The organism is Exiguobacterium sp. s157, assembly GCF_018618205.1.
Lineage (GTDB): Bacteria > Bacillota > Bacilli > Exiguobacteriales > Exiguobacteriaceae > Exiguobacterium > Exiguobacterium chiriqhucha.
In genome coordinates this window covers 1-13810 of the sequence record NZ_JACSLQ010000016.1, presented here as the reverse complement: position 1 = coordinate 13810, position 13810 = coordinate 1, and the positions used below count along the sequence as shown (strand labels likewise).

Annotated in this window: 9 protein-coding genes, 3 tRNA genes and 1 other annotated feature; of the genes, 3 read left to right on the top strand and 9 right to left on the bottom strand. The window is 50.0% G+C overall.

The window, feature by feature from the left end:
• Nucleotides 1-120 precede the first annotated feature (120 nt).
• The 8 genes from KNP67_RS15070 to pdxS all read right to left on the bottom strand — a co-directional run bounded on the left by KNP67_RS15070 (nucleotide 121) and on the right by pdxS (nucleotide 6137).
• A complete protein-coding gene (locus KNP67_RS15070; protein ID WP_214756958.1) occupies nucleotides 121-1119 on the bottom strand; it encodes a hypothetical protein in 999 nt (332 codons plus the stop codon).
• A gap of 158 nt (nucleotides 1120-1277) precedes the next feature.
• Nucleotides 1278-1367, bottom strand: a tRNA-Ser gene (locus tag KNP67_RS15065).
• Between the two features lie 29 nt (nucleotides 1368-1396).
• Nucleotides 1397-1487, bottom strand: a tRNA-Ser gene (locus KNP67_RS15060).
• A 38-nt stretch (nucleotides 1488-1525) separates the two neighbouring features.
• Nucleotides 1526-1616, bottom strand: a tRNA-Ser gene (locus KNP67_RS15055).
• Between the two features lie 156 nt (nucleotides 1617-1772).
• Nucleotides 1773-3056, bottom strand: coding sequence for a serine--tRNA ligase (gene serS / locus KNP67_RS15050; RefSeq protein WP_029596449.1), 1284 nt, complete (start codon nucleotides 3054-3056; stop codon nucleotides 1773-1775).
• Nucleotides 3057-3108: 52 nt separating this feature from the next.
• Nucleotides 3109-3316 (bottom strand) — a binding site (T-box leader).
• Between the two features lie 18 nt (nucleotides 3317-3334).
• Nucleotides 3335-4579: a D-alanyl-D-alanine carboxypeptidase family protein gene (locus KNP67_RS15045; protein WP_353048294.1), complete on the bottom strand. Its 1245-nt coding sequence runs from the start codon at nucleotides 4577-4579 to the stop codon at nucleotides 3335-3337.
• 87 nt (nucleotides 4580-4666) lie between these two features.
• Nucleotides 4667-5245: a pyridoxal 5'-phosphate synthase glutaminase subunit PdxT gene (gene pdxT, locus KNP67_RS15040; RefSeq protein ID WP_131473012.1), complete on the bottom strand. Its 579-nt coding sequence runs from the start codon at nucleotides 5243-5245 to the stop codon at nucleotides 4667-4669.
• Between the two features lies 1 nt (nucleotide 5246).
• Complete coding sequence (gene pdxS, locus KNP67_RS15035; RefSeq protein WP_021066746.1) at nucleotides 5247-6137, bottom strand: pyridoxal 5'-phosphate synthase lyase subunit PdxS; 891 nt, start codon at nucleotides 6135-6137, stop codon at nucleotides 5247-5249.
• A gap of 286 nt (nucleotides 6138-6423) precedes the next feature.
• Here pdxS and pdxR point away from each other — a divergent pair, with 286 nt between their 5' ends.
• The 3 genes from pdxR (at nucleotide 6424) to KNP67_RS15020 (ending at nucleotide 12005) form a co-directional block, all read left to right on the top strand.
• Nucleotides 6424-7827 (top strand): MocR-like pyridoxine biosynthesis transcription factor PdxR, encoded by a 1404-nt coding sequence (gene pdxR, locus KNP67_RS15030; protein WP_131473011.1) that lies wholly within the window; start codon nucleotides 6424-6426, stop codon nucleotides 7825-7827.
• Nucleotides 7824-8438 (top strand): class A sortase, encoded by a 615-nt coding sequence (locus KNP67_RS15025; RefSeq protein WP_131473010.1) that lies wholly within the window; start codon nucleotides 7824-7826, stop codon nucleotides 8436-8438. Before pdxR ends, KNP67_RS15025 begins: the two co-directional genes overlap by 4 nt.
• 138 nt (nucleotides 8439-8576) lie before the next feature.
• Nucleotides 8577-12005 carry an alpha-amylase family glycosyl hydrolase gene (locus tag KNP67_RS15020; protein ID WP_214756956.1) on the top strand — a complete coding sequence of 1143 codons (3429 nt, stop codon included), beginning with the start codon at nucleotides 8577-8579 and terminating at the stop codon, nucleotides 12003-12005.
• A gap of 45 nt (nucleotides 12006-12050) precedes the next feature.
• On the opposite strand, the gene guaB is transcribed toward KNP67_RS15020, so the two are convergent.
• Entirely contained in the window at nucleotides 12051-13514 is a 1464-nt protein-coding gene (gene guaB, locus KNP67_RS15015) for an IMP dehydrogenase (protein WP_021066750.1), read from the bottom strand.
• Nucleotides 13515-13810 lie beyond the last annotated feature (296 nt).

Here is a 13810-nt window from a genome sequence, read left to right as displayed (position 1 = left end):
CCCACGCAAAAACACCTCCGATGCTAGCACTTTTTTAAAGTGTACCACTGCGAAGGTGTTTTTATATTGTCTCAAAAATTTAGGTTAGCTCACTGCTCACTTGAGCGGTGCACCTTCTTTTTATGTGTGGGCGATATGAGGTTTCCGGTACGTCGGCGTCTTCCGAGCCTTTCGGAATCCATCGACAGAATCGAACACGGCCGCCAAAATCGTGATGGCGACGATTAATCCGAACACCCATTCAAACGAATTGACCCCGTTCGGGACATTTGTCTCCAGCCAGTTCAAAAATCGTGGATCGAGTAACTGTGGGGAACTGGCCATCCAGATGATGAACGTTGCCGAGGCAATATTGTAGATCAAATTAAACGAAGCGAGCGCATACGTCCAATGTCCTTTCATCCATTTCCATACCCCGAGCACGACTTGAAGCAAGATGACGATCACAAAAAACCAAATCACATCCATTAGGAACGTTTGATTGAAGATGGGAGTGATCATCCTGAATCCCGCGTTCGTAGATTCATAAATCCCTAGTAACTGTTCGGCATTAATATACACGCCAAACCACACGGCTGTCCAAAACAACCCGAACTCTGCGTCAAATTTACTGATTCGACCGCCCTTCACCTGTTCTTTCAGCTTGGACACATCCCATTTCATATCTGGCGCCGGTACATCATCGGGTGCATAGCGCTCAATCAAAAAGAAGACAAGCGTAATCCAAAACACAAGCTGAATCCCGACATCCCATAACGCATCGAACATGTTCGTCAAAAATGTGCCGACTGTCGGCATAAGCGGCCCTGAGAACGTCGGCATGCTAGCAAATACAAGCCCAAAGAAAACGACAGCTAAGACGATGGGAACGACAAGCTTGACGACAGTCACATACACGGGGAAAAAACGTGGGCCGATGACATACTGTCCTTCCTTATAACGCGCGGCCACGACGGCCGGATGCCCAATCTCTGCTAACACCCGTTTTACGTCTGCCTCAGACGGTTGGTCGGGCAGTGCCGCCTCAATCGATTGCCGAACCGAGGCAGCGGCTTCCTCGCGCCGCTTCGGTGGAACGTGTCGCACGACCTCATCGATATATATGTCAATCCAATCCATGACGCTCCTCTCCTTTCCTTTGCGCCATCACAGTCTATATGATTAAGATTCCCGATTAGTCACCGGATTAGCGCCGGATTGACACAAACAAAAAAAGCCGCAGACCGGAGTCTGCGACCATAAAAAAACGCATCTGTCCATGCAGATGCCAAAACAAGCGGAGTTGGTGGGATTCGAACCCACGCGAGCCTTACGACTCCTAACGGATTTCGAGTCCGTCCCCTTCAGCCGGGCTTGGGTACAACTCCAGGCTTAAAAAAGTGTAAAAAAAAGAAAGTGGAGGAGGTGGTGGGATTCGAACCCACGCAGGCTATTACACCCCTGACGGTTTTCAAGACCGTTCCCTTAAACCACTTGGGTACACCTCCAAAAAAGTATGAAATTGTTGAGCCTCCAGAAATAAAAATGGAGGAGGTGGTGGGATTCGAACCCACGCAGGCTATTACACCCCTGACGGTTTTCAAGACCGTTCCCTTAAACCACTTGGGTACACCTCCAAAGCTCATATACAATTGGTGAGCAAACATCTCGCTCGACATGATTTATAGTACCAACTTGGCAGACAGATGTCAAACCCTTTTGTGAAAAAACATTAAAAAAAACCAAAAAAAATCCCGCCTGAACGATACGTTTCAGACGGGCTGGTTTGTTCATTACTGAGGCATTTCAATTTTCTCGATACCGCCCATATATGGACGTAATACTTCCGGAATGACGACTGAACCGTCTGCCTGTTGGAAGTTCTCTAAAATCGCAGCGACGGTCCGTCCGACTGCGAGGCCAGAACCGTTAAGCGTGTGGACGAATTCCGGTTTTGCGTTCGCTTCGCGACGGAAACGGATTCCGGCCCGGCGTGCTTGGAAGTCTTCAAAGTTCGAACAAGATGAGATTTCACGATACATCCCTTGCGCCGGCATCCACACTTCGATGTCATATTTCTTCGCAGCCGTGAAGCCGAGATCGGCCGTACACATGCTGAGCACTTGATATGGAAGACCGAGACGCTTAAGCACTTCTTCAGCGTGGCCCGTCAAGAGCTCGAGTTGTTCATAAGACTCTTCAGGTTTCACGAACCGGACGAGCTCGACTTTGTTGAACTGATGCTGACGAATGAGCCCACGTGTGTCGCGTCCGGCTGATCCCGCTTCTGAACGGAAACAAGCGCTATACGCCGTATACGTGATTGGAAGTTGGTCTTCCGTGATGATCTCGTCACGGTGCATGTTCGTCACCGGAACTTCTGCCGTCGGTACGAGGAAATAGTTCGTATCCGCCACTTTGAATGCGTCTTCCTCAAATTTAGGAAGTTGTCCCGTCCCGGTCATCGCGTCGCGGTTGACCATATAAGGAGGGAGCACCTCAGAATAGCCATGTTCATCGGCATGCATATCCATCATGAAGTTGATGAGGGCACGTTCGAGACGGGCGCCGAGACCTTTATAAAAGACAAACCGGCTACCTGTCACTTTACCCGCTCGTTCCACATCGACGATTTTCAAATCTTCCATGACGTCCCAATGCTGTTTGAGTTCGAATTCGAACGTCGGTTTTGTTCCGACTTCGCGAATCGTGACGTTATCATCTTCCGTTTCTCCAATCGGCGTTGATTCGTGCGGGATGTTCGGGATGCTGAGGAGAATCAAGTTCAATTCGGCCTCGACTTCACGCAACTCTTCATCGAGCAATTTGATTTCGTCCCCGAGGCGACGTGTCTCGAGAATCGGTGCATCCGCATCTTGTTTGTTGCGTTTTAATTCCGCAATTTGCTTCGTCGCTTCATTTCGTTTCGCTTTCTTCACTTCAACCTCATTGATCAAGTTGCGGCGTTTCTCTTCCAACTCCGGGAAACGGTCAAGCGCACTCAAATCCTCGCCGCGATGAGCTAGCTTCGTTTTAATCTCTTCAAAATCTGAACGTAATCGTTTAATGTCTAACATTCGTTATTCCTCCTTTTTTCACATAAAAAGGTGGCACGCCCCTTTCCCGTAGGAAAGGGACGAACCACCTTGGATCCGCGTTGCCACCCTCGTTGCCCGAAATCGGGCCACTCGATGCACGTAACGTGTGCGTAACGTGACTTGTTTCCAAGCCAATGCTCCGAGGCCGATTCGGTTACATCATCCCACTAGTTTGCACCAACCACTAGCTCTCTGTCAGTAGATGACCGTAACGTACTTTTCCCCATCATTGCATCTGTCATTGAATTAGTTTTACTTTACAACATCTCAACTCTATCGACAAGACTCAGTTTTCCGAGCACGAGTCGAATCTCATCTAAAAAGTCGGAGAAGGCATGCGTCATACGTGTCAAAAACGATGCCATCTCGACCGGTTCGGCCGCGACGAGCGTTCCTTTAGGTGGAAGTTCACCATCTAGATATCGGATGCTTCCGGAAGGCTCGATGGTGACGGTCCCTACCTGTTGATCGGCCGCAATTGGGGCTTTCGTATCCGGAAGATCGTAAGTCGGTTCAGGTACATCCTGTCCTTTTTCGACGAGTACTTCAAAGGCTGACGTCGTGCGCACTTTTGCTGACTCGACTGTACCTTCAGCGACATGGAGCGTCGCCGGGACGATTTCACCAGTCCGTAAAATCGGGGTCAAGACAAAATCGCCATAGGCGTAGTCGTGAAGCGCCTTTGTAGCAGTATAGCGCCCTTGATCGGTCTTCGCTCCGAGAACGACCGATAGCACGGTACGTCCATCTCGCGTCGACACGCCGATGAAGCAGTAACCGGCATCGTCAGTCGTGCCCGTTTTAAAGCCAAGCATACCCGGATAGGCTAAATCACGACCAGCGAGCATCCGGTTCGTCGCTTCAAATCGGACTCCGTCGATATCAACATACGCTTGTTTCGTCACATCGAGCACTTCCGGGAACTTCGTCAAATACGCCAAAGCTAGCATCATCAAATCATTGGCCGATGTCAAATTCTCCCCTGGACGTCCCGCTGACACAGAGTCAAGTCCCGATGCATTGGCGAACGTCGTTTGGGTCATACCAAGTTCGGTCGCCCGTTCGTTCATTTTCTTTACGAATACCCCTTCCGAACCAGAGACGGCCTCGGCCAATGTGACCGCTGCCTCGTTCGCGGAACGAATCAACGCCACGTCGTATAGCTCTTTCACCGTGTACGGTTTATTGACGAGCGGAATCCGAGCCAATCCTGGTTTTCGGGTCAGCGCCAACGCCTTGTCGCTCGGGGTCACTTCTTGGCTCCAACTGAGGTCACCCGCTTCGATGGCTTCTCGGACGAGAAAAGCGGTCATCAGCTTAGTGATTGATGCCGGAGGAAGCATCGCGTCCTCTTCTTGTGAGAACAGGATTTGTCCCGTCGTCATGTCCACGAGCATCGCGCCGGTCGCATCAACTTTAGGTGCCGCCGATGCATCCGTCGGCACGATCATATTTAAAAGGATTGCCCAAACGAGCATCCATCCGATCCATCTTTGTCTCACGGTCTTGCCCCTTTCTATACGTATCTCGTTACAGTGTAGCAAAAAAACACATGAAAAAGGCTCCCTATTTGCTAGGGAGCCTTTCAATCAGGCGAGTTGTCGCTTCGTCGCTTCAACCATGTCCAAGAAATAGCGGTGCATCGACAAGTCGTCCGTCAATTCCGGGTGGAACGAGCAGGCCATATACTTGTCATACCGAACCGCGACAATCGCTTCCTCGACCTCGGCGAGCACCTCGACGCTCGCTTCGACCGATGCGACTTGCGGCGCTCGAATGAACACTGCTTCGACAGCGTCATCGATTCCATTGACAGTCAAATCGACTTCAAAGCTATCAACTTGTCGTCCGAACGCATTTCGTTTGACCGTCATCGGGATTTTACGCAAGTGCGCATCATATCCTTCGACTTCGGTCGCGAGCAAAATCAAACCAGCGCACGTTCCAAACATCGGCAACTCTGTATTCTCACGTAACGGCTCGAGCAACTCGTACCGATCGAGTAAGCGACGCATCGCTGTGCTCTCCCCACCCGGCAAGACGAGTCCATCGATTCGATTTAAGTCATCGACCGAGCGGACGACGAGCGTATTCGCACCAAGTGCTTCGAGCATATGGACGTGTTCGCGAATCGCACCTTGCATTCCGAGTACACCAATCGTGGTCATCTTACCAACCTCGCGGTGCCATGAGTTCTTCTTGTTTGAGCGTGCGGACGTCGAGCCCTTTCATCGCTTCGCCGAGTCCTTTCGACAAGTGTGCGATGCGCTCATAGTCATCATGGTATGTCGTCGCTTCAACGATGGCACGGGCAAATTTCTCAGGGTTCTCCGCTTTAAAGATTCCTGATCCGACAAAGACGCCGTCCGCTCCGAGGTGCATCATGAGTGCCGCATCAGCTGGTGTCGCAATTCCGCCTGCTGCGAAGTTGACGACCGGGAGGCGCCCTGCTTCACGGATTTGCATGAGTACTTCAAACGGGGCACCCAGGTCACGCGCTTCCGTCATCACTTCATCGATGCTCATCGAGAGCAAGCGTTTCACTTGAGCTTGAACGGTACGCATGTGACGAACCGCTTCGACGATATTGCCGGTTCCCGGCTCACCTTTCGTCCGGATCATCGCTGCACCTTCCCCGATGCGGCGTGATGCTTCACCGAGGTCACGCGCGCCACAGACGAACGGCGCTTTGTAGTCACGTTTGTAGAGATGGAACTCTTCGTCAGCAGGCGTCAATACTTCACTCTCGTCAATGAAATCAACCCCCATTGATTCAAGGACACGTGCTTCAGCGATATGACCGATCCGGCACTTCGCCATGACCGGTACCGATACAGCACCCATGACGTCTTCGATGATTGTCGGGTCGGCCATACGAGCGACGCCGCCCATTTTGCGAATATCTGAAGGTACGCGCTCGAGTGCCATGACGGCAACTGCACCTGCTGCTTCAGCAATTTTGGCTTGCTCCGCGTTGATGACGTCCATAATGACGCCACCTTTTTGCATCTCGGCCATACCACGTTTTACTTTGTCTGTCCCTACTTGTCTCTTTTCCAAATGGATCCCCTCCAATAAGCTAGTCTACTTGCAAGTATAAATTGATTTGACTATATTGAAAGTGCCAGTTTTATATTTTTTAAAGTGGTCAGTTCGAACAAAGGACTTCATTTCTCGATTCTCGAATGTTTTAAAGATTAAAGGAGATGATGGAATGGATCAATGGAACAGTCGTGACGACGCGCAGGAGCGCAGCTTTTTCGGAAAAACGGGAATGGTCTCGCTCCTCCTCGTCATCGGATTCGTGCTCTATTTTTTCTTTGGCTGACCACAGAAAGGACACATCATGGATATGCTCACGTTCTCGCTCGAGGCTGACTCGAGCGTCCCATTATATGAACAACTCTATTTGCACATTCGACAAGCCATCGTTGATGACACCCTCACCACCGGGACGAAACTTCCGTCCAAACGAAAGCTAGGGGAGTTTTTAGACGTCTCGCAAACGACCGTTGAACTGGCCTACGCTCAGCTGCTCGCGGAAGGATACATCGAGTCGTTGCCACGCAAAGGCTTCTACGTGTTACCGCAAGAAGAACTGTACGTCCGGCGCGGCAGTAGCGTCATCGAACCGCTCCCGGTGAAAAAAACATATGAGTTCGACTTGTATCCGAGTCAAATCGACACGACCGCTTTCCCATTCGAACGTTGGCGCCGGCACTTAAAACAAGTCGTCTCGGAAGAACATCACGATTTGCTGTCACTTGGCTCTGTACAAGGCGATTTCGTCCTTCGTCAAGAGATTGCGACCTATCTCTACCATTCGCGCGGTGTGCATTGTTCTCCCGAACAAATCGTTGTCGGATCGGGAACCGAGCAGCTGTTGCCCCAATTGTTAGAACTGTTGCCGGATACTACGACGTTCGGCATTGAGGATCCGGGGTATCCGCTCACCCGCCAACTGTTCGCCCATCAACGGCGGACGTTCATCCCGATTCCTGTCGATGAGAGCGGCGTCCGTGTCGACCTGGTGGAGCAAGCATCCATTGATGCCCTCTATGTCACACCGGCCCATCAATTTCCGACCGGGACCATTCTATCTGTCAGTCGACGTCAACGCTTGCTCAACTGGGCATCGGAGCGACAGACGTATGTGATTGAAGATGATTACGATAGTGAATTCCGTTATAGCGGCAAACCGATTCCCTCTTTGCAAAGCATGGATCAAAACGAGCGAGTCGTCTATTTGAGCACATTCTCTAAATCATTGATGCCTTCATTGCGAATCGGTTATATGGTACTCCCCCCTCCGCTGTTAAATCGCTATCGAGAACGTTATCGTCACTTCACGTGTAGTGTCCCCCGTTTCGAACAACATACGTTGGCCGAATTTATGGCGACCGGTGATTTTGAGAAACACTTGAACCGGATGCGGAAGACGTACCGCCGGAAACTTGAAATCATTATCGCCGCCTTCAAACCGTACGAACCGACTGTCTCCGTCACGGGGGCGAGCGCCGGCCTTCACGTCGTCCTGTCTGTTCATACCAGCGAGACGAGTGAAGAATTGAAACGATTGGCCGAGGCTTCGAATATCCGCATCAACGCGATGACAGACTATCGTATCGAACCAAGCGACGCGATTCCTCAGTTTTTATTTGGATTTGCCGCCTTATCCGAAGAAACGTTACCAGCTGCCGTTAGTGCGCTCATGTCGTGTTGGAACATTGAGAAAGGAAGAGATGGATGAAACGGTCACGCTACGTCGTCGGTGGGCTCCTTTTGTTAATTGGTACACTCCTGTTATCCGAATCGTGGTGGAAAGACCAACTCACGGCATGGAACAGTCAACAAGTGACCGCCGAAATTCAACCGAGACAGCCAGAAACCGGTGAATTTGAGTTTTCAAACGTCGAGCCGTTATCATGGGAACAACTTCTCACCGTGCGCAATCGATTTCATGATTTACCGACCGTCGGCCTCATTTCGATTCCAGAAATCGACCTCGAGCTCCCGATCTTATATGGGCTCGACAATGAGAACTTGGCTGTCGGGGCTGGAACGATGGACCCGGACCAACGAATGGGAACTGGAAATTATGCACTCGCGGGCCACTACACGCAAAGCTCGACCGCCTTGTTCGGTCCGCTTCACATCATCGACGTCGGCATGTCCATCTACTTGACCGACATGACACATACGTTCGAATACGAGGTCATTTCGCTTGAGACCGTTCCCCCGACACGGGTCGACGTGCTTGACCCGACAACAGAACCGACGATTACACTCGTCACATGCACGTTCGATGCGACCGAACGTTTGATTGTCAAAGGACACTTCGTGAACCAAACGCCTCTCTAATCGATAGGCGTTTTTATTATTTTTCAAAAAAAATATTGTGAGCGCTTACATATTCAGCTAAACTATTCCTGAAACCGTTTGCACAATTTTGACAATTCGTTGCCCTGTAGACGACACATTCCATGAAAGAGGTGCTTTATGAAGAAGAAAACGGCACGACAGACGACCACGTTACTTTTATCATCCGTTCTCCTCATCCAAGCCGGCGTTCCGATGAACGCATTGGCCGAGCCTGCGACAATCTCGATTGATGGCTTAAAAACGGATTGGGCGAACACGCCAGCGCTCGCCACATCCCCACAGGCGGGTTGGCAAGGATTCGATTTAGGAGACGTCTATCTGCAGAACGATGCGCGTAACCTTTACTTTTATGTGGATGCGAACAACGTCCCGAACTGGGGCGACAATGGTCAGTACATAAATATCGCCCTCCAAGTCAATGAACAAGATTCAGGCGTAGCGACAAACCCGCTCGGCCATCCGTTCAACTTCAGCCAAACTGATAAAAAACCACAGTATCATATTTTACTTCGCGTCGATGGCGACACGTCAGTAAAAGAAGCCGCTCTGTATGAAGCAGGAAAATCCACGCCGCTCGCAAACTTGAGCAACTTAAACGGCGCCTCGTTTGCCATTGATCGCACGAAAGGCTTTGAAGGCAAAATTCCATTGTCCCTGCTTGGTCTAAGCAATGATGATACCGTTCGGGTCCTCACGGTACTCAGCGGGAATAACGCTACCGAGCACGGTGCGTTCGACACGATTCCAAGCAATGCGGCCAATAAAGTCGCCGATAGTTGGAATGTTTCGGCGACTCCGTCGACACAATCGGTATATAGCCCAGCCTTCACGTTGAGCGGTGTCGAGACGGTCAGTCAACTCGAAGTGACAGCGGTCACGCCGGCCAATCAATCGGAACAAGTGGACATCAAATCCCCAATCACATGGACGTTCAATGAACCTGTGTCGTTAGATGCTTCGAACATCAGCTTGATGAATGGCGAGACAGCTGTACCGTTCACGGCTGAAGCGAGTGGATCAACAGTGACTGTCACACCGACCGAAGCACTAAGTTTGAATCAAACGTATACCGCGACCCTTCCCGCGGACGCCGTGAAAGGCAACCTGTCGAACACGACGTTACCGGCATTGACGACGTCATTTAAAACCATCACTGAAATCGCCGATCCGTGGAAAACACAACGCTACATCGAAATGTTGTACGTCCGGGCCGACAACGATTACACGGACTGGAATTTATGGACGTGGAGTACGGGTGCCAAAGACGGTCAAGTTGACCCGTATAAAATCACCGAAGATGGCGCCATCTTCCGAATCCCAGTCGGAAAAGATGCGACCAATGTAGGCTTTGTCATCCGCAAGGGCACGGATTGGGCCGTGAAAGATGGCTACGGGGAAGACCGCTATGTCAAATTGGGAAGCGACCGGGTGACGAAAGTCGTCGTCGAGAGCGGCAAAGGGACGTTCCATCAAGTACCGACGATTCAAGGACCCTTGTTTGAAGATGGTGCCGTCACGTTCTTCTACCGTGACAAAGCGTTGTATGAAGCGGGACAACTCGATGAAATCGACAGTGTCGCATTGAAAGTCAATGGCACGACGTACCCGATGACGTACGAAGCCAAAAATGAATGGTTCCGCCATACGGTCAAATTACCGGAAGGGAAACATGATTATACGTTCCTTGTCACAAAAGATGGCGTCACGACCGAAGTGAAGGATCCTTACTTCGAGGCTTCGAGCGTCGAGTATCGTCGTCCAAACGTTAAACTGGCGGCAAGCGTGGCACCGAAAGCCCTCAGTTCTCGAGAAAACGCGGTCGTCCAGGTGAAGCCGACGTTGCCGAAAGGCGTCAAGCTGCGTCAACTGTTCATCGATGCACGTCCTCTGGGTGGACCGGCTAAACTAGAAGTCGACCCGGCCCTCAACAAACAGACGATTGCAGTCAAAGATACCGTCAAACCGGGCAATAAATTCTTAACGATTACGGCGATTGACCAATACGGTAACGTCCATAAAACGAAAACATCGTTAACGGTCCGACCGGTCTCGATGAAGGACAAGCAAGAGTTCGATTGGGATGAGGCACGGATTTACTTCATGCTGACCGACCGATTCTACGATGGGGATAAAACGAACAATAACCCGAACGGTGAATACTATGACCAAGATCATCTTGAGTCGTATCACGGCGGCGACTTTGCCGGTGTGACGAAGAAACTCGACTACTTGGATAAACTAGGCATCAACACGATTTGGATTACACCGATTGTCGATAATATCGATTGGGATCTTCGCTATGGTAAAGATGGATCACAGTATGGCTATCATGGATACTGGGCGAAAAACTTCGAAAAACTCGATGAGCATCTCGGCGATATGAAAGCATTCCATCGTCTGATTGACGAAGCGAATGCTCGCGGTATTAAGATTATGGTCGACGTCGTCTTGAACCACCCTGGCTACGGGATGGAACCAGGAGCTGTAGACACGGGCGCCACAAACTTCCCAACCGATCAAGAGCGCAAAGCGTTCGACGGCATGATTCGTTCGAATCCGGTCGATGGCGATGACTTGAAGATGTCTCTTTCCGGATTACCGGACTTTAAGACCGAAGAGGCTGCCGTCCGTGAACAACTCGTCAAATGGCAGACGGATTGGATTAAACGCTCGAAAACGAAAAAAGGAAACACCATCGATTACTTCCGCGTCGACACGGTCAAACACGTCGACTCTACAACATGGAAGTCGTTCAAAAACGAATTGACGGCCCTCAAACCAGATTTCAAAATGATTGGCGAACATTATGGGGCAAGTGTGAACAACACGGGTGGTTACTTACAGAGTGGCCAGATGGACTCACTTCTCGACTTTGATTTCAAGTATCAAGCCGAACGGTTCATCAACGGAAATATTGATGACGTCGAGAGTGCGCTTCAATATCGCAACACGCAACTCTCGAATGAAGCGACACTCGGTCAATTCCTCAGCAGCCATGACGAGGACGGTTTCCTCGTATCACGTGCTGGAGGCGATGAAGGGAAGCATATGGTCGCCGCCTCGCTTCAAATGACGGCGAAAGGACAGCCTGTCATCTACTATGGTGAAGAGGTTGGACAGTCCGGAAAACATGCGTTGGATATGGATAAGGGCGAGTTCAATGAAAACCGTTATGACTTCGACTGGAAACGAGTCAAAGGAGAAGGTAAAGCGATGCATACGCATTACCAAAAGCTACTCAATATTCGTGCCGACTATTCAAAAGTATTTAGTAAAGGAACGCGTGCCGTCGTTGCTGGTGGTTCTGCCACTGGATACTCTGTCTTTGAACGGAAGCACGGCAAAGACTCTGTTCTCGTGGCCTTGAACACGACAGAAGCCAAACGAACGATCACGTTCCAGACAAAACTCAAGCATAAAACGACGCTCGTCGACCGCTATAGCGGACGTCATTACGTCGTCAAACGAGATGGGAAAGTGACCGTCAGCTTACCTGCACAGGACGATGGTGGTACTGTCATTCTCGTGGCCAAGTCAAAAAAATGATAGCGAAAAGCCGTTGCCTCTAATTTAGAGACAACGGCTTGTTGTTTAGCGTGAATAGTTTGGAGCTTCTTTAGTGATGTGGACATCGTGAGGGTGACTTTCTTGCAACCCAGCCCCAGTCATGCGGATAAACTGAGTGTCCTCACGTAGTGCACGGATATCGGCAGCCCCACAATAACCCATTCCAGAACGAAGGCCACCGATGAGTTGATAGACAGTATCGGCTAGTTCACCACGATAAGCGACGCGTCCTTCAATACCTTCTGGTACGAACTTTTTATCGGCCTCTTGGAAATAGCGATCTTGGCTGCCTCGTTTCATCGAAGCCTCAGAACCCATTCCACGGTACGTCTTGAACTGACGACCTTGATAGATTTCCATCTCTCCTGGGCTCTCTTTCACACCTGCGAGAAGGCTACCAAGCATAACGGCATGAGCTCCAGCTGCGATAGCTTTCACAATATCACCAGAGTACTTGATTCCGCCATCAGCGATAACTGTGACACCGTGTTCTCTAGCTTCCGTGACACAATCATATACTGCTGTGATTTGTGGGACACCAACACCGGCGACAACACGTGTCGTACAGATTGATCCTGGACCAATCCCGACTTTAATGACCGATGCTCCGGCTTCAATCAAAGCTCGTGTCGCTTCAGCTGTTGCCACGTTTCCAGCGATAATTGGAAGCGTCGGGAACATGTCACGAAGTTCTTTCACTTTCTCGATGACACCGGCTGAGTGTCCGTGAGCCGTATCAACGACTAATGCATCGACACCTGCATCAACAAGAATTTGAGCACGTGATGCGGCATCTTTCGTGACACCAACGGCAGCTGCGACGAGCAAACGACCTTGTTTGTCTTTTGCAGCATGTGGGAACTGTTCGACTTTCTCAATATCTTTTGTCGTAATGAGACCTTTCAACACGCCTGAATCGTCGACGAGCGGCAATTTCTCAATTCGATGTTGATGAAGGATGCGCTCAGCTTCTTCAAGTGACGTCCCTACTTTTGCCGTAACAAGGTTTTCCGTCGTCATGACATCTGCAATCACCGTCGAATAATCTTTAATGAAACGAAGGTCACGGTTTGTCAAAATTCCGATTAATTTACGCTCGGTTTCTGAATTGACGATCGGGACTCCCGAGATACGGTATTTACTCATCAAGTACTCTGCATCGTACACTTGACGCTCCGGCGTCAAATAGAACGGATTCGTGATGACGCCGTTCTCTGAGCGTTTAACGCGATCGACGTGTTCAGCCTGCATCTCCATCGACATGTTTTTATGAATGACTCCTAAGCCGCCTTGACGCGCCATCGCAATGGCCATCGGTGCTTCTGTGACAGTATCCATACCAGCACTGATGACTGGAACATTTAACTCAAGACCTTCGCAAAGTTTAGTGCTTAAATTCACGTCTCTTGGCAAGACATTTGAAAAGCGCGGTACGAGTAAGACGTCATCAAATGTTAATCCTTCTTTTGCAAACTTGTTTTCCCACATAAAAATCGATTGCCCCTTTCTCTATCGGACCCGAATCTTTGTTTCGAAATATTTCTGTAATGGTAACAGGTATAGCTCGAAAGTGCAATTCAATTCACGATGTTCAGAAAGTTCAGAATTGTGTTCGTTCCATTTGCTTTCCGTTCTTAATGTTCGGGAATAGATTATATATACCGCAAAGGAAGCAAAATTATAAATAAAATCTATAAAAAAGACGACCGAGCGGATGCTCGATCGTCTTTCGCGTTGGCCTGGCAACGTCCTATCCTCACAGGGGGAGACCCCCAACTACTTTC